Source organism: Photobacterium ganghwense, assembly GCF_017329545.1.
In the GTDB taxonomy this organism is placed as follows: Bacteria; Pseudomonadota; Gammaproteobacteria; order Enterobacterales; family Vibrionaceae; genus Photobacterium; species Photobacterium ganghwense.
Genome location: NZ_CP071325.1, coordinates 3147690 through 3166438, shown reverse-complemented (window position 1 = coordinate 3166438; position 18749 = coordinate 3147690). Strand labels below are relative to the sequence as shown.

At 52.3% G+C, this 18749-nt stretch carries 7 tRNA genes and 10 rRNA genes; all 17 read left to right on the top strand.

Features of this window, described 5'->3' with window-relative positions:
* Positions 1-97 precede the first annotated feature (97 nt).
* Positions 98-1649 (top strand): 16S ribosomal RNA (locus tag FH974_RS14260).
* A gap of 321 nt (positions 1650-1970) precedes the next feature.
* Positions 1971-4862: ribosomal RNA gene (locus tag FH974_RS14255) — 23S ribosomal RNA — on the top strand.
* Between the two features lie 116 nt (positions 4863-4978).
* Positions 4979-5094 (top strand): 5S ribosomal RNA (gene rrf / locus FH974_RS14250).
* 344 nt (positions 5095-5438) lie between these two features.
* Positions 5439-6990, top strand: a 16S ribosomal RNA gene (locus tag FH974_RS14245).
* A gap of 70 nt (positions 6991-7060) precedes the next feature.
* Positions 7061-7137, top strand: a tRNA-Ile gene (locus FH974_RS14240).
* 40 nt (positions 7138-7177) lie between these two features.
* Positions 7178-7253 (top strand) — tRNA-Ala (locus FH974_RS14235).
* Positions 7254-7520: 267 nt separating this feature from the next.
* Positions 7521-10412, top strand: a 23S ribosomal RNA gene (locus FH974_RS14230).
* Positions 10413-10528: 116 nt separating this feature from the next.
* A 5S ribosomal RNA gene (gene rrf, locus FH974_RS14225) occupies positions 10529-10644 on the top strand.
* Between the two features lie 344 nt (positions 10645-10988).
* Positions 10989-12540: ribosomal RNA gene (locus FH974_RS14220) — 16S ribosomal RNA — on the top strand.
* Positions 12541-12611: 71 nt separating this feature from the next.
* Positions 12612-12688: transfer RNA gene (locus FH974_RS14215), tRNA-Ile, on the top strand.
* A 40-nt stretch (positions 12689-12728) separates the two neighbouring features.
* A tRNA-Ala gene (locus FH974_RS14210) sits at positions 12729-12804 on the top strand.
* 267 nt (positions 12805-13071) lie between these two features.
* Positions 13072-15963, top strand: a 23S ribosomal RNA gene (locus FH974_RS14205).
* A gap of 116 nt (positions 15964-16079) precedes the next feature.
* Positions 16080-16195: ribosomal RNA gene (gene rrf / locus FH974_RS14200) — 5S ribosomal RNA — on the top strand.
* Between the two features lie 344 nt (positions 16196-16539).
* Positions 16540-18091 (top strand): 16S ribosomal RNA (locus tag FH974_RS14195).
* Together the 16S, 23S and 5S rRNA genes with 7 tRNA genes alongside form the textbook arrangement of a ribosomal RNA operon.
* A gap of 89 nt (positions 18092-18180) precedes the next feature.
* Positions 18181-18256, top strand: a tRNA-Glu gene (locus tag FH974_RS14190).
* Position 18257: 1 nt separating this feature from the next.
* A tRNA-Lys gene (locus tag FH974_RS14185) sits at positions 18258-18333 on the top strand.
* 30 nt (positions 18334-18363) lie between these two features.
* A tRNA-Val gene (locus FH974_RS14180) sits at positions 18364-18439 on the top strand.
* Positions 18440-18749 lie beyond the last annotated feature (310 nt).

Sequence of the window (18749 nt, the reverse complement as noted above, 5' to 3'; positions counted from 1 at the left end):
TCAAAAAGATTTATCGATGAACTGAGTGACCAATTCAAAATAGCTTCGGTTATTTTGGCACAGTCAATTTAATTCAGTATTCATCGAGCCAAAACTTTAATTGAAGAGTTTGATCATGGCTCAGATTGAACGCTGGCGGCAGGCCTAACACATGCAAGTCGAGCGGCAGCGACAACATTGACCCTTCGGGGGATTTGTTGGGCGGCGAGCGGCGGACGGGTGAGTAATGCCTGGGAACATGCCTTAGTGTGGGGGATAACCATTGGAAACGATGGCTAATACCGCATAATCTCTACGGAGCAAAGAGGGGGACCTTCGGGCCTCTCGCGCTAAGATTGGCCCAGGTGGGATTAGTTAGTAGGTGGGGTAACGGCTCACCTAGGCGACGATCCCTAGCTGGTCTGAGAGGATGATCAGCCACACTGGAACTGAGACACGGTCCAGACTCCTACGGGAGGCAGCAGTGGGGAATATTGCACAATGGGGGAAACCCTGATGCAGCCATGCCGCGTGTGTGAAGAAGGCCTTCGGGTTGTAAAGCACTTTCAGCAGTGAGGAAGGCGGTATCGTTAATAGCGGTATTGTTTGACGTTAGCTGCAGAAGAAGCACCGGCTAACTCCGTGCCAGCAGCCGCGGTAATACGGAGGGTGCGAGCGTTAATCGGAATTACTGGGCGTAAAGCGCATGCAGGCGGCTTGTTAAGCCAGATGTGAAAGCCCGGGGCTCAACCTCGGAATCGCATTTGGAACTGGCAGGCTAGAGTCTTGTAGAGGGGGGTAGAATTTCAGGTGTAGCGGTGAAATGCGTAGAGATCTGAAGGAATACCGGTGGCGAAGGCGGCCCCCTGGACAAAGACTGACGCTCAGATGCGAAAGCGTGGGGAGCAAACAGGATTAGATACCCTGGTAGTCCACGCCGTAAACGATGTCTACTTGGAGGTTGGTGTCTTGAACACTGGCTTTCGGAGCTAACGCGTTAAGTAGACCGCCTGGGGAGTACGGTCGCAAGATTAAAACTCAAATGAATTGACGGGGGCCCGCACAAGCGGTGGAGCATGTGGTTTAATTCGATGCAACGCGAAGAACCTTACCTACTCTTGACATCCACGGAATCCTGCAGAGATGCGGGAGTGCCTTCGGGAACCGTGAGACAGGTGCTGCATGGCTGTCGTCAGCTCGTGTTGTGAAATGTTGGGTTAAGTCCCGCAACGAGCGCAACCCTTATCCTTGTTTGCCAGCACTTCGGGTGGGAACTCCAGGGAGACTGCCGGTGATAAACCGGAGGAAGGTGGGGACGACGTCAAGTCATCATGGCCCTTACGAGTAGGGCTACACACGTGCTACAATGGCATATACAGAGGGCAGCAAGACCGCGAGGTGGAGCGAATCCCACAAAGTATGTCGTAGTCCGGATTGGAGTCTGCAACTCGACTCCATGAAGTCGGAATCGCTAGTAATCGTGGATCAGAATGCCACGGTGAATACGTTCCCGGGCCTTGTACACACCGCCCGTCACACCATGGGAGTGGGCTGCACCAGAAGTAGATAGCTTAACCTTCGGGAGGGCGTTTACCACGGTGTGGTTCATGACTGGGGTGAAGTCGTAACAAGGTAGCCCTAGGGGAACCTGGGGCTGGATCACCTCCTTACCAAAAGACTGCGCTTTGCGTAGTGTCCACACAGATTGCTTGGTTAATAAGTTAAAAACAACAGCAGAAAGCCTTAATGAATGGCGCTCGCTATTGATTAAAGCTGTTTGCTTTAATGCTCTTTAACAATCTGGAAATGCTGACTAGTAATTCGATTCATACGAATCGAAATTATTGTTTCACCGAAAGTGGAACGAGTTCTCAAGCAATACACATTCAAGTGTCTTGTGTAAGAAGAGTCCGGCAAAAACAAACTAACCATCTTAACTCAGATGGAAAAACCTTGGTTGTTTGAACATACGAAACCTCTTGGGGTTGTATGGTTAAGTGACTAAGCGTACACGGTGGATGCCTGGGCAGTCAGAGGCGATGAAGGACGTACTAACTTGCGATAAGCGTAGATGAGGCAGTAAGAGCCACTTGAGTCTGCGATTTCCGAATGGGGAAACCCAGCTGCATAAGCAGTTATCATCAAGTGAATACATAGCTTGGTGAGGCGAACCGGGGGAACTGAAACATCTAAGTACCCCGAGGAAGAGAAATCAACCGAGATTCCGGCAGTAGCGGCGAGCGAAACCGGATTAGCCCTTAAGTTGGTTTGGTGTCAGGTGAATGAGCTGGAAAGCTCAGCGATACAGGGTGACAGCCCCGTAGCCGACAACACCTTATCAGTGAAAACGAGTAGGACGGGACACGTGTTATCTTGTCTGAAGATGGGGGGACCATCCTCCAAGGCTAAATACTCCTGACTGACCGATAGTGAACCAGTACCGTGAGGGAAAGGCGAAAAGAACCCCTGTGAGGGGAGTGAAATAGAACCTGAAACCGTGTACGTACAAGCAGTAGGAGCAGGCTTTGTCCTGTGACTGCGTACCTTTTGTATAATGGGTCAGCGACTTAATTTCAGTAGCAAGGTTAACCGTATAGGGGAGCCGTAGGGAAACCGAGTCTTAACTGGGCGTGCAGTTGCTGGGATTAGACCCGAAACCGAGTGATCTAGCCATGGGCAGGTTGAAGGTGCGGTAACACGCACTGGAGGACCGAACCGACTAATGTTGAAAAATTAGCGGATGACTTGTGGCTAGGGGTGAAAGGCCAATCAAACTCGGAGATAGCTGGTTCTCCCCGAAAGCTATTTAGGTAGCGCCTCGGACGAATACTACTGGGGGTAGAGCACTGTTAAGGCTAGGGGGTCATCCCGACTTACCAACCCTTTGCAAACTCCGAATACCAGTAAGTACTATCCGGGAGACACACGGCGGGTGCTAACGTCCGTCGTGGAGAGGGAAACAACCCAGACCGCCAGCTAAGGTCCCAAAGTTATCGCTAAGTGGGAAACGATGTGGGAAGGCTCAGACAGCCAGGATGTTGGCTTAGAAGCAGCCATCATTTAAAGAAAGCGTAATAGCTCACTGGTCGAGTCGGCCTGCGCGGAAGATTTAACGGGGCTAAGCGATACACCGAAGCTGCGGCAATGCGCATTAGCGTATTGGGTAGGGGAGCGTTCTGTAAGCCGCTGAAGGTGTCCTGTAAGGGGCGCTGGAGGTATCAGAAGTGCGAATGCTGACATGAGTAACGATAAAGGGGGTGAAAAACCTCCTCGCCGGAAGACCAAGGGTTCCTGTCCAACGTTAATCGGGGCAGGGTGAGTCGACCCCTAAGGCGAGGCCGAAAGGCGTAGTCGATGGGAAACGGGTTAATATTCCCGTACTTCTTGCTATTGCGATGGGGGGACGGAGAAGGCTAGGTGGGCCTGGCGACGGTTGTCCAGGTTCAAGGGTGTAGGCTGATGGTTTAGGCAAATCCGGACCATCTTAAGGCTGAGACCCGATGTCGAGGCACCACGGTGCTGAAGTCATTGATGCCATGCTTCCGGGAAAAGCCTCTAAGCTTCAGATAGCAAGAAATCGTACCCCAAACCGACACAGGTGGTCGGGTAGAGAATACCAAGGCGCTTGAGAGAACTCGGGTGAAGGAACTAGGCAAAATGGTACCGTAACTTCGGGAGAAGGTACGCTGCCGGCGGTGAAGAGACTTGCTCTTGGAGCTGCTGGCAGTCGCAGATACCAGGTGGCTGCAACTGTTTATTAAAAACACAGCACTGTGCAAAATCGAAAGATGACGTATACGGTGTGACGCCTGCCCGGTGCCGGAAGGTTAATTGATGGGGTTATCCTTAGGGAGAAGCTCTTGATCGAAGCCCCGGTAAACGGCGGCCGTAACTATAACGGTCCTAAGGTAGCGAAATTCCTTGTCGGGTAAGTTCCGACCTGCACGAATGGCGTAATGATGGCCACGCTGTCTCCACCCGAGACTCAGTGAAATTGAAATCGCAGTGAAGATGCTGCGTACCCGCGGCTAGACGGAAAGACCCCGTGAACCTTTACTACAGCTTGGCACTGAACATTGACCCTACATGTGTAGGATAGGTGGGAGGCTTCGAAGCAGGTACGCCAGTATCTGTGGAGCCGTCCTTGAAATACCACCCTTGTAGTGTTGATGTTCTAACGTCGCCCCCTCATCGGGGGTGCGGACAGTGCCTGGTGGGTAGTTTGACTGGGGCGGTCTCCTCCCAAAGCGTAACGGAGGAGCACGAAGGTGGGCTAATCACGGTCGGACATCGTGAGGTTAGTGCAATGGCATAAGCCCGCTTGACTGCGAGAATGACGGTTCGAGCAGGTGCGAAAGCAGGTCATAGTGATCCGGTGGTTCTGAATGGAAGGGCCATCGCTCAACGGATAAAAGGTACTCCGGGGATAACAGGCTGATACCGCCCAAGAGTTCATATCGACGGCGGTGTTTGGCACCTCGATGTCGGCTCATCACATCCTGGGGCTGAAGTCGGTCCCAAGGGTATGGCTGTTCGCCATTTAAAGTGGTACGCGAGCTGGGTTTAGAACGTCGTGAGACAGTTCGGTCCCTATCTGCCGTGGGCGTTGGATGATTGAGAGGGGCTGCTCCTAGTACGAGAGGACCGGAGTGGACGAACCTCTGGTGTTCGGGTTGTGTCGCCAGACGCATTGCCCGGTAGCTAAGTTCGGAATCGATAACCGCTGAAAGCATCTAAGCGGGAAGCGAGCCTCAAGATGAGTCATCCCCAGAGCTTTAAGCTCTCTGAAGGGTTGTTCGAGACTAGAACGTTGATAGGCAGGGTGTGTAAGCGCTGTGAGGCGTTGAGCTAACCTGTACTAATTGCCCGTGCGGCTTAACCATACAACACCCAAGGGGTTTTACGGACTCCACGAGCACTTGAATGGTGTGCTTGAACTTTAGTCAGTTTTTTCCAAGATTGTGATTTGCGGCCTGCGGGCGGTGAATCAAAGAATTTGCCTGGCGACCATAGCGCTGTGGACCCACCTGATCCCATGCCGAACTCAGACGTGAAACGCAGCAGCGCCGATGGTAGTGTGGGGCCTCCCCATGTGAGAGTAGGACATCGCCAGGCACCTATTCCAGAAAGCCCGTTGGGTCACAACGGGCTTTTCTTTCGCTCCAACTGGTGAATCAGTGAGCGGAGTCACGCTAAAGTTTTTTACTGACTGAAAAAGTAGAGAATTTTACCTTGACTTAAACGCTGGGAGGCGTATTATACGCGTCCTGACTTGCTGAAGCGCTTCGCGCTAACGCATTGAAAGTCAACGTTCTTTAACAATTTGACCATGCAATCTGTGTGGGCACTCGTGAACTGATAGTCAAAAAGATTTATCGATGAACTGAGTGACCAATTCAAAATAGCTTCGGTTATTTTGGCACAGTCAATTTAATTCAGTATTCATCGAGCCAAAACTTTAATTGAAGAGTTTGATCATGGCTCAGATTGAACGCTGGCGGCAGGCCTAACACATGCAAGTCGAGCGGCAGCGACAACATTGACCCTTCGGGGGATTTGTTGGGCGGCGAGCGGCGGACGGGTGAGTAATGCCTGGGAACATGCCTTAGTGTGGGGGATAACCATTGGAAACGATGGCTAATACCGCATAATCTCTACGGAGCAAAGAGGGGGACCTTCGGGCCTCTCGCGCTAAGATTGGCCCAGGTGGGATTAGCTAGTAGGTGGGGTAACGGCTCACCTAGGCGACGATCCCTAGCTGGTCTGAGAGGATGATCAGCCACACTGGAACTGAGACACGGTCCAGACTCCTACGGGAGGCAGCAGTGGGGAATATTGCACAATGGGGGAAACCCTGATGCAGCCATGCCGCGTGTGTGAAGAAGGCCTTCGGGTTGTAAAGCACTTTCAGCAGTGAGGAAGGCGGTATCGTTAATAGCGGTATTGTTTGACGTTAGCTGCAGAAGAAGCACCGGCTAACTCCGTGCCAGCAGCCGCGGTAATACGGAGGGTGCGAGCGTTAATCGGAATTACTGGGCGTAAAGCGCATGCAGGCGGCTTGTTAAGCCAGATGTGAAAGCCCGGGGCTCAACCTCGGAATCGCATTTGGAACTGGCAGGCTAGAGTCTTGTAGAGGGGGGTAGAATTTCAGGTGTAGCGGTGAAATGCGTAGAGATCTGAAGGAATACCGGTGGCGAAGGCGGCCCCCTGGACAAAGACTGACGCTCAGATGCGAAAGCGTGGGGAGCAAACAGGATTAGATACCCTGGTAGTCCACGCCGTAAACGATGTCTACTTGGAGGTTGGTGTCTTGAACACTGGCTTTCGGAGCTAACGCGTTAAGTAGACCGCCTGGGGAGTACGGTCGCAAGATTAAAACTCAAATGAATTGACGGGGGCCCGCACAAGCGGTGGAGCATGTGGTTTAATTCGATGCAACGCGAAGAACCTTACCTACTCTTGACATCCACGGAATCCTGCAGAGATGCGGGAGTGCCTTCGGGAACCGTGAGACAGGTGCTGCATGGCTGTCGTCAGCTCGTGTTGTGAAATGTTGGGTTAAGTCCCGCAACGAGCGCAACCCTTATCCTTGTTTGCCAGCACTTCGGGTGGGAACTCCAGGGAGACTGCCGGTGATAAACCGGAGGAAGGTGGGGACGACGTCAAGTCATCATGGCCCTTACGAGTAGGGCTACACACGTGCTACAATGGCATATACAGAGGGCAGCAAGACCGCGAGGTGGAGCGAATCCCACAAAGTATGTCGTAGTCCGGATTGGAGTCTGCAACTCGACTCCATGAAGTCGGAATCGCTAGTAATCGTGGATCAGAATGCCACGGTGAATACGTTCCCGGGCCTTGTACACACCGCCCGTCACACCATGGGAGTGGGCTGCACCAGAAGTAGATAGCTTAACCTTCGGGAGGGCGTTTACCACGGTGTGGTTCATGACTGGGGTGAAGTCGTAACAAGGTAGCCCTAGGGGAACCTGGGGCTGGATCACCTCCTTACCTAAAGACTGCGCTTTGCGTAGTGTCCACACAGATTGCTTGGTTAAAATGTGAAGAGCGAAACGATGCTGGGTCTGTAGCTCAGGTGGTTAGAGCGCACCCCTGATAAGGGTGAGGTCGGTGGTTCAAGTCCACTCAGACCCACCACTTCCTGCCCAAAGGAAGCTGGTGAGGCATCGGAAACGTTGGGGCTATAGCTCAGCTGGGAGAGCGCCTGCCTTGCACGCAGGAGGTCAGCAGTTCGATCCTGCTTAGCTCCACCACTCTTTAAGGGTTTTCCCTGAGAATCTTTAAACAGTGGTGTTATCTCGTTGGAGATAACGACACATGCTCTTTAACAATCTGGAAAGCTGACTAGTAATTCGATTCAGACGAATCGAAATTATTGTTTCTCGAAAGAGAAACGAGTTCTCAAGCAATACACATTCAAGTGTCTTGTGTAAGAAGAGTCCGGCAAAACAAACTAACCATCTTAACTCAGATGGAAAAACCTTGGTTGTTTGAACATACGAAACCTCTTGGGGTTGTATGGTTAAGTGACTAAGCGTACACGGTGGATGCCTGGGCAGTCAGAGGCGATGAAGGACGTACTAACTTGCGATAAGCGTAGATGAGGCAGTAAGAGCCACTTGAGTCTGCGATTTCCGAATGGGGAAACCCAGCTGCATAAGCAGTTATCATCAAGTGAATACATAGCTTGATGAGGCGAACCGGGGGAACTGAAACATCTAAGTACCCCGAGGAAGAGAAATCAACCGAGATTCCGGCAGTAGCGGCGAGCGAAACCGGATTAGCCCTTAAGTTGGTTTGGTGTCAGGTGAATGAGCTGGAAAGCTCAGCGATACAGGGTGACAGCCCCGTAGCCGACAACACCTTATCAGTGAAAACGAGTAGGACGGGACACGTGTTATCTTGTCTGAAGATGGGGGGACCATCCTCCAAGGCTAAATACTCCTGACTGACCGATAGTGAACCAGTACCGTGAGGGAAAGGCGAAAAGAACCCCTGTGAGGGGAGTGAAATAGAACCTGAAACCGTGTACGTACAAGCAGTAGGAGCAGGCTTTGTCCTGTGACTGCGTACCTTTTGTATAATGGGTCAGCGACTTAATTTCAGTAGCAAGGTTAACCGTATAGGGGAGCCGTAGGGAAACCGAGTCTTAACTGGGCGTGCAGTTGCTGGGATTAGACCCGAAACCGAGTGATCTAGCCATGGGCAGGTTGAAGGTGCGGTAACACGCACTGGAGGACCGAACCGACTAATGTTGAAAAATTAGCGGATGACTTGTGGCTAGGGGTGAAAGGCCAATCAAACTCGGAGATAGCTGGTTCTCCCCGAAAGCTATTTAGGTAGCGCCTCGGACGAATACTACTGGGGGTAGAGCACTGTTAAGGCTAGGGGGTCATCCCGACTTACCAACCCTTTGCAAACTCCGAATACCAGTAAGTACTATCCGGGAGACACACGGCGGGTGCTAACGTCCGTCGTGGAGAGGGAAACAACCCAGACCGCCAGCTAAGGTCCCAAAGTTATCGCTAAGTGGGAAACGATGTGGGAAGGCTCAGACAGCCAGGATGTTGGCTTAGAAGCAGCCATCATTTAAAGAAAGCGTAATAGCTCACTGGTCGAGTCGGCCTGCGCGGAAGATTTAACGGGGCTAAGCGATACACCGAAGCTGCGGCAATGCGCATTAGCGTATTGGGTAGGGGAGCGTTCTGTAAGCCGCTGAAGGTGTCCTGTAAGGGGCGCTGGAGGTATCAGAAGTGCGAATGCTGACATGAGTAACGATAAAGGGGGTGAAAAACCTCCTCGCCGGAAGACCAAGGGTTCCTGTCCAACGTTAATCGGGGCAGGGTGAGTCGACCCCTAAGGCGAGGCCGAAAGGCGTAGTCGATGGGAAACGGGTTAATATTCCCGTACTTCTTGCTATTGCGATGGGGGGACGGAGAAGGCTAGGTGGGCCTGGCGACGGTTGTCCAGGTTCAAGGGTGTAGGCTGATGGTTTAGGCAAATCCGGACCATCTTAAGGCTGAGACCCGATGTCGAGGCACCACGGTGCTGAAGTCATTGATGCCATGCTTCCGGGAAAAGCCTCTAAGCTTCAGATAGCAAGAAATCGTACCCCAAACCGACACAGGTGGTCGGGTAGAGAATACCAAGGCGCTTGAGAGAACTCGGGTGAAGGAACTAGGCAAAATGGTACCGTAACTTCGGGAGAAGGTACGCTGCCGGCGGTGAAGAGACTTGCTCTTGGAGCTGCTGGCAGTCGCAGATACCAGGTGGCTGCAACTGTTTATTAAAAACACAGCACTGTGCAAAATCGAAAGATGACGTATACGGTGTGACGCCTGCCCGGTGCCGGAAGGTTAATTGATGGGGTTATCCTTAGGGAGAAGCTCTTGATCGAAGCCCCGGTAAACGGCGGCCGTAACTATAACGGTCCTAAGGTAGCGAAATTCCTTGTCGGGTAAGTTCCGACCTGCACGAATGGCGTAATGATGGCCACGCTGTCTCCACCCGAGACTCAGTGAAATTGAAATCGCAGTGAAGATGCTGCGTACCCGCGGCTAGACGGAAAGACCCCGTGAACCTTTACTACAGCTTGGCACTGAACATTGACCCTACATGTGTAGGATAGGTGGGAGGCTTCGAAGCAGGTACGCCAGTATCTGTGGAGCCGTCCTTGAAATACCACCCTTGTAGTGTTGATGTTCTAACGTCGCCCCCTCATCGGGGGTGCGGACAGTGCCTGGTGGGTAGTTTGACTGGGGCGGTCTCCTCCCAAAGCGTAACGGAGGAGCACGAAGGTGGGCTAATCACGGTCGGACATCGTGAGGTTAGTGCAATGGCATAAGCCCGCTTGACTGCGAGAATGACGGTTCGAGCAGGTGCGAAAGCAGGTCATAGTGATCCGGTGGTTCTGAATGGAAGGGCCATCGCTCAACGGATAAAAGGTACTCCGGGGATAACAGGCTGATACCGCCCAAGAGTTCATATCGACGGCGGTGTTTGGCACCTCGATGTCGGCTCATCACATCCTGGGGCTGAAGTCGGTCCCAAGGGTATGGCTGTTCGCCATTTAAAGTGGTACGCGAGCTGGGTTTAGAACGTCGTGAGACAGTTCGGTCCCTATCTGCCGTGGGCGTTGGATGATTGAGAGGGGCTGCTCCTAGTACGAGAGGACCGGAGTGGACGAACCTCTGGTGTTCGGGTTGTGTCGCCAGACGCATTGCCCGGTAGCTAAGTTCGGAATCGATAACCGCTGAAAGCATCTAAGCGGGAAGCGAGCCTCAAGATGAGTCATCCCCAGAGCTTTAAGCTCTCTGAAGGGTTGTTCGAGACTAGAACGTTGATAGGCAGGGTGTGTAAGCGCTGTGAGGCGTTGAGCTAACCTGTACTAATTGCCCGTGCGGCTTAACCATACAACACCCAAGGGGTTTTACGGACTCCACGAGCACTTGAATGGTGTGCTTGAACTTTAGTCAGTTTTTTCCAAGATTGTGATTTGCGGCCTGCGGGCGGTGAATCAAAGAATTTGCCTGGCGACCATAGCGCTGTGGACCCACCTGATCCCATGCCGAACTCAGACGTGAAACGCAGCAGCGCCGATGGTAGTGTGGGGCCTCCCCATGTGAGAGTAGGACATCGCCAGGCACCTATTCCAGAAAGCCCGTTGGGTCACAACGGGCTTTTCTTTCGCTCCAACTGGTGAATCAGTGAGCGGAGTCACGCTAAAGTTTTTTACTGACTGAAAAAGTAGAGAATTTTACCTTGACTTAAACGCTGGGAGGCGTATTATACGCGTCCTGACTTGCTGAAGCGCTTCGCGCTAACGCATTGAAAGTCAACGTTCTTTAACAATTTGACCATGCAATCTGTGTGGGCACTCGTGAACTGATAGTCAAAAAGATTTATCGATGAACTGAGTGACCAATTCAAAATAGCTTCGGTTATTTTGGCACAGTCAATTTAATTCAGTATTCATCGAGCCAAAACTTTAATTGAAGAGTTTGATCATGGCTCAGATTGAACGCTGGCGGCAGGCCTAACACATGCAAGTCGAGCGGCAGCGACAACATTGACCCTTCGGGGGATTTGTTGGGCGGCGAGCGGCGGACGGGTGAGTAATGCCTGGGAACATGCCTTAGTGTGGGGGATAACCATTGGAAACGATGGCTAATACCGCATAATCTCTACGGAGCAAAGAGGGGGACCTTCGGGCCTCTCGCGCTAAGATTGGCCCAGGTGGGATTAGCTAGTAGGTGGGGTAACGGCTCACCTAGGCGACGATCCCTAGCTGGTCTGAGAGGATGATCAGCCACACTGGAACTGAGACACGGTCCAGACTCCTACGGGAGGCAGCAGTGGGGAATATTGCACAATGGGGGAAACCCTGATGCAGCCATGCCGCGTGTGTGAAGAAGGCCTTCGGGTTGTAAAGCACTTTCAGCAGTGAGGAAGGCGGTATCGTTAATAGCGGTATTGTTTGACGTTAGCTGCAGAAGAAGCACCGGCTAACTCCGTGCCAGCAGCCGCGGTAATACGGAGGGTGCGAGCGTTAATCGGAATTACTGGGCGTAAAGCGCATGCAGGCGGCTTGTTAAGCCAGATGTGAAAGCCCGGGGCTCAACCTCGGAATCGCATTTGGAACTGGCAGGCTAGAGTCTTGTAGAGGGGGGTAGAATTTCAGGTGTAGCGGTGAAATGCGTAGAGATCTGAAGGAATACCGGTGGCGAAGGCGGCCCCCTGGACAAAGACTGACGCTCAGATGCGAAAGCGTGGGGAGCAAACAGGATTAGATACCCTGGTAGTCCACGCCGTAAACGATGTCTACTTGGAGGTTGGTGTCTTGAACACTGGCTTTCGGAGCTAACGCGTTAAGTAGACCGCCTGGGGAGTACGGTCGCAAGATTAAAACTCAAATGAATTGACGGGGGCCCGCACAAGCGGTGGAGCATGTGGTTTAATTCGATGCAACGCGAAGAACCTTACCTACTCTTGACATCCACGGAATCCTGCAGAGATGCGGGAGTGCCTTCGGGAACCGTGAGACAGGTGCTGCATGGCTGTCGTCAGCTCGTGTTGTGAAATGTTGGGTTAAGTCCCGCAACGAGCGCAACCCTTATCCTTGTTTGCCAGCACTTCGGGTGGGAACTCCAGGGAGACTGCCGGTGATAAACCGGAGGAAGGTGGGGACGACGTCAAGTCATCATGGCCCTTACGAGTAGGGCTACACACGTGCTACAATGGCATATACAGAGGGCAGCAAGACCGCGAGGTGGAGCGAATCCCACAAAGTATGTCGTAGTCCGGATTGGAGTCTGCAACTCGACTCCATGAAGTCGGAATCGCTAGTAATCGTGGATCAGAATGCCACGGTGAATACGTTCCCGGGCCTTGTACACACCGCCCGTCACACCATGGGAGTGGGCTGCACCAGAAGTAGATAGCTTAACCTTCGGGAGGGCGTTTACCACGGTGTGGTTCATGACTGGGGTGAAGTCGTAACAAGGTAGCCCTAGGGGAACCTGGGGCTGGATCACCTCCTTACCTAAAAGACTGCGCTTTGCGTAGTGTCCACACAGATTGCTTGGTTAAAATGTGAAGAGCGAAACGATGCTGGGTCTGTAGCTCAGGTGGTTAGAGCGCACCCCTGATAAGGGTGAGGTCGGTGGTTCAAGTCCACTCAGACCCACCACTTCCTGCCCAAAGGAAGCTGGTGAGGCATCGGAAACGTTGGGGCTATAGCTCAGCTGGGAGAGCGCCTGCCTTGCACGCAGGAGGTCAGCAGTTCGATCCTGCTTAGCTCCACCACTCTTTAAGGGTTTTCCCTGAGAATCTTTAAACAGTGGTGTTATCTCGTTGGAGATAACGACACATGCTCTTTAACAATCTGGAAAGCTGACTAGTAATTCGATTCAGACGAATCGAAATTATTGTTTCTCGAAAGAGAAACGAGTTCTCAAGCAATACACATTCAAGTGTCTTGTGTAAGAAGAGTCCGGCAAAACAAACTAACCATCTTAACTCAGATGGAAAAACCTTGGTTGTTTGAACATACGAAACCTCTTGGGGTTGTATGGTTAAGTGACTAAGCGTACACGGTGGATGCCTGGGCAGTCAGAGGCGATGAAGGACGTACTAACTTGCGATAAGCGTAGATGAGGCAGTAAGAGCCACTTGAGTCTACGATTTCCGAATGGGGAAACCCAGCTGCATAAGCAGTTATCATCAAGTGAATACATAGCTTGATGAGGCGAACCGGGGGAACTGAAACATCTAAGTACCCCGAGGAAGAGAAATCAACCGAGATTCCGGCAGTAGCGGCGAGCGAAACCGGATTAGCCCTTAAGTTGGTTTGGTGTCAGGTGAATGAGCTGGAAAGCTCAGCGATACAGGGTGACAGCCCCGTAGCCGACAACACCTTATCAGTGAAAACGAGTAGGACGGGACACGTGTTATCTTGTCTGAAGATGGGGGGACCATCCTCCAAGGCTAAATACTCCTGACTGACCGATAGTGAACCAGTACCGTGAGGGAAAGGCGAAAAGAACCCCTGTGAGGGGAGTGAAATAGAACCTGAAACCGTGTACGTACAAGCAGTAGGAGCAGGCTTTGTCCTGTGACTGCGTACCTTTTGTATAATGGGTCAGCGACTTAATTTCAGTAGCAAGGTTAACCGTATAGGGGAGCCGTAGGGAAACCGAGTCTTAACTGGGCGTGCAGTTGCTGGGATTAGACCCGAAACCGAGTGATCTAGCCATGGGCAGGTTGAAGGTGCGGTAACACGCACTGGAGGACCGAACCGACTAATGTTGAAAAATTAGCGGATGACTTGTGGCTAGGGGTGAAAGGCCAATCAAACTCGGAGATAGCTGGTTCTCCCCGAAAGCTATTTAGGTAGCGCCTCGGACGAATACTACTGGGGGTAGAGCACTGTTAAGGCTAGGGGGTCATCCCGACTTACCAACCCTTTGCAAACTCCGAATACCAGTAAGTACTATCCGGGAGACACACGGCGGGTGCTAACGTCCGTCGTGGAGAGGGAAACAACCCAGACCGCCAGCTAAGGTCCCAAAGTTATCGCTAAGTGGGAAACGATGTGGGAAGGCTCAGACAGCCAGGATGTTGGCTTAGAAGCAGCCATCATTTAAAGAAAGCGTAATAGCTCACTGGTCGAGTCGGCCTGCGCGGAAGATTTAACGGGGCTAAGCGATACACCGAAGCTGCGGCAATGCGCATTAGCGTATTGGGTAGGGGAGCGTTCTGTAAGCCGCTGAAGGTGTCCTGTAAGGGGCGCTGGAGGTATCAGAAGTGCGAATGCTGACATGAGTAACGATAAAGGGGGTGAAAAACCTCCTCGCCGGAAGACCAAGGGTTCCTGTCCAACGTTAATCGGGGCAGGGTGAGTCGACCCCTAAGGCGAGGCCGAAAGGCGTAGTCGATGGGAAACGGGTTAATATTCCCGTACTTCTTGCTATTGCGATGGGGGGACGGAGAAGGCTAGGTGGGCCTGGCGACGGTTGTCCAGGTTCAAGGGTGTAGGCTGATGGTTTAGGCAAATCCGGACCATCTTAAGGCTGAGACCCGATGTCGAGGCACCACGGTGCTGAAGTCATTGATGCCATGCTTCCGGGAAAAGCCTCTAAGCTTCAGATAGCAAGAAATCGTACCCCAAACCGACACAGGTGGTCGGGTAGAGAATACCAAGGCGCTTGAGAGAACTCGGGTGAAGGAACTAGGCAAAATGGTACCGTAACTTCGGGAGAAGGTACGCTGCCGGCGGTGAAGAGACTTGCTCTTGGAGCTGCTGGCAGTCGCAGATACCAGGTGGCTGCAACTGTTTATTAAAAACACAGCACTGTGCAAAATCGAAAGATGACGTATACGGTGTGACGCCTGCCCGGTGCCGGAAGGTTAATTGATGGGGTTATCCTTAGGGAGAAGCTCTTGATCGAAGCCCCGGTAAACGGCGGCCGTAACTATAACGGTCCTAAGGTAGCGAAATTCCTTGTCGGGTAAGTTCCGACCTGCACGAATGGCGTAATGATGGCCACGCTGTCTCCACCCGAGACTCAGTGAAATTGAAATCGCAGTGAAGATGCTGCGTACCCGCGGCTAGACGGAAAGACCCCGTGAACCTTTACTACAGCTTGGCACTGAACATTGACCCTACATGTGTAGGATAGGTGGGAGGCTTCGAAGCAGGTACGCCAGTATCTGTGGAGCCGTCCTTGAAATACCACCCTTGTAGTGTTGATGTTCTAACGTCGCCCCCTCATCGGGGGTGCGGACAGTGCCTGGTGGGTAGTTTGACTGGGGCGGTCTCCTCCCAAAGCGTAACGGAGGAGCACGAAGGTGGGCTAATCACGGTCGGACATCGTGAGGTTAGTGCAATGGCATAAGCCCGCTTGACTGCGAGAATGACGGTTCGAGCAGGTGCGAAAGCAGGTCATAGTGATCCGGTGGTTCTGAATGGAAGGGCCATCGCTCAACGGATAAAAGGTACTCCGGGGATAACAGGCTGATACCGCCCAAGAGTTCATATCGACGGCGGTGTTTGGCACCTCGATGTCGGCTCATCACATCCTGGGGCTGAAGTCGGTCCCAAGGGTATGGCTGTTCGCCATTTAAAGTGGTACGCGAGCTGGGTTTAGAACGTCGTGAGACAGTTCGGTCCCTATCTGCCGTGGGCGTTGGATGATTGAGAGGGGCTGCTCCTAGTACGAGAGGACCGGAGTGGACGAACCTCTGGTGTTCGGGTTGTGTCGCCAGACGCATTGCCCGGTAGCTAAGTTCGGAATCGATAACCGCTGAAAGCATCTAAGCGGGAAGCGAGCCTCAAGATGAGTCATCCCCAGAGCTTTAAGCTCTCTGAAGGGTTGTTCGAGACTAGAACGTTGATAGGCAGGGTGTGTAAGCGCTGTGAGGCGTTGAGCTAACCTGTACTAATTGCCCGTGCGGCTTAACCATACAACACCCAAGGGGTTTTACGGACTCCACGAGCACTTGAATGGTGTGCTTGAACTTTAGTCAGTTTTTTCCAAGATTGTGATTTGCGGCCTGCGGGCGGTGAATCAAAGAATTTGCCTGGCGACCATAGCGCTGTGGACCCACCTGATCCCATGCCGAACTCAGACGTGAAACGCAGCAGCGCCGATGGTAGTGTGGGGCCTCCCCATGTGAGAGTAGGACATCGCCAGGCACCTATTCCAGAAAGCCCGTTGGGTCACAACGGGCTTTTCTTTCGCTCCAACTGGTGAATCAGTGAGCGGAGTCACGCTAAAGTTTTTTACTGACTGAAAAAGTAGAGAATTTTACCTTGACTTAAACGCTGGGAAGCGTATTATACGCGTCCTGACTTGCTGAAGCGCTTCGCGCTAACGCATTGAAAGTCAACGTTCTTTAACAATTTGACCATGCAATCTGTGTGGGCACTCGTGAACTGATAGTCAAAAAGATTTATCGATGAACTGAGTGACCAATTCAAAATAGCTTCGGTTATTTTGGCACAGTCAATTTAATTCAGTATTCATCGAGCCAAAACTTTAATTGAAGAGTTTGATCATGGCTCAGATTGAACGCTGGCGGCAGGCCTAACACATGCAAGTCGAGCGGCAGCGACAACATTGACCCTTCGGGGGATTTGTTGGGCGGCGAGCGGCGGACGGGTGAGTAATGCCTGGGAACATGCCTTAGTGTGGGGGATAACCATTGGAAACGATGGCTAATACCGCATAATCTCTACGGAGCAAAGAGGGGGACCTTCGGGCCTCTCGCGCTAAGATTGGCCCAGGTGGGATTAGCTAGTAGGTGGGGTAACGGCTCACCTAGGCGACGATCCCTAGCTGGTCTGAGAGGATGATCAGCCACACTGGAACTGAGACACGGTCCAGACTCCTACGGGAGGCAGCAGTGGGGAATATTGCACAATGGGGGAAACCCTGATGCAGCCATGCCGCGTGTGTGAAGAAGGCCTTCGGGTTGTAAAGCACTTTCAGCAGTGAGGAAGGCGGTATCGTTAATAGCGGTATTGTTTGACGTTAGCTGCAGAAGAAGCACCGGCTAACTCCGTGCCAGCAGCCGCGGTAATACGGAGGGTGCGAGCGTTAATCGGAATTACTGGGCGTAAAGCGCATGCAGGCGGCTTGTTAAGCCAGATGTGAAAGCCCGGGGCTCAACCTCGGAATCGCATTTGGAACTGGCAGGCTAGAGTCTTGTAGAGGGGGGTAGAATTTCAGGTGTAGCGGTGAAATGCGTAGAGATCTGAAGGAATACCGGTGGCGAAGGCGGCCCCCTGGACAAAGACTGACGCTCAGATGCGAAAGCGTGGGGAGCAAACAGGATTAGATACCCTGGTAGTCCACGCCGTAAACGATGTCTACTTGGAGGTTGGTGTCTTGAACACTGGCTTTCGGAGCTAACGCGTTAAGTAGACCGCCTGGGGAGTACGGTCGCAAGATTAAAACTCAAATGAATTGACGGGGGCCCGCACAAGCGGTGGAGCATGTGGTTTAATTCGATGCAACGCGAAGAACCTTACCTACTCTTGACATCCACGGAATCCTGCAGAGATGCGGGAGTGCCTTCGGGAACCGTGAGACAGGTGCTGCATGGCTGTCGTCAGCTCGTGTTGTGAAATGTTGGGTTAAGTCCCGCAACGAGCGCAACCCTTATCCTTGTTTGCCAGCACTTCGGGTGGGAACTCCAGGGAGACTGCCGGTGATAAACCGGAGGAAGGTGGGGACGACGTCAAGTCATCATGGCCCTTACGAGTAGGGCTACACACGTGCTACAATGGCATATACAGAGGGCAGCAAGACCGCGAGGTGGAGCGAATCCCACAAAGTATGTCGTAGTCCGGATTGGAGTCTGCAACTCGACTCCATGAAGTCGGAATCGCTAGTAATCGTGGATCAGAATGCCACGGTGAATACGTTCCCGGGCCTTGTACACACCGCCCGTCACACCATGGGAGTGGGCTGCACCAGAAGTAGATAGCTTAACCTTCGGGAGGGCGTTTACCACGGTGTGGTTCATGACTGGGGTGAAGTCGTAACAAGGTAGCCCTAGGGGAACCTGGGGCTGGATCACCTCCTTACCTAAAGACTGCGCTTTGCGTAGTGTCCACACAGATTGCTTGGTCGAAATGTAGAGAACATGTGTTCGGGTCCCAAACCCGAACAAAAGGTCCCATTCGTCTAGAGGCCTAGGACACCGCCCTTTCACGGCGGTAACAGGGGTTCGACTCCCCTATGGGACGCCACGGGTCGTTAGCTCAGTTGGTAGAGCAGTTGACTTTTAATCAATTGGTCGCAGGTTCGAATCCTGCACGACCCACCATCTTCTCCTCGGAAGATGTAAAACATCGGAGGGCGATTAGCTCAGTTGGGAGAGCACCTCCCTTACAAGGAGGGGGTCACTGGTTCGAGCCCGGTATCGCCCACCACTCTTTAAAGACTTTTCTGCACTGGGAGACGCATGCTTTCAATAGCAGTTGTTGTTAGCTCACTCTCGTACGCTGAAAGTTTTAGAAAGTGCTGCCGAAACAAACACATGCTCTTTAACAATCTGGAAAGCTGACTAGTAATTCGATTCAGATGAATCGAAATTATTGTTTCTCGAAAGAGAAACGAGTTCTCAAGCAATACACATTCAAGTGTCTTGTGTAAGAAGAGTCCGGCAAAACAAACTAACCATCTTAACTCAGATGGAAAAACCTTGGTTGTTTGAACATACGAAACCTCTTGGGGTTGTAT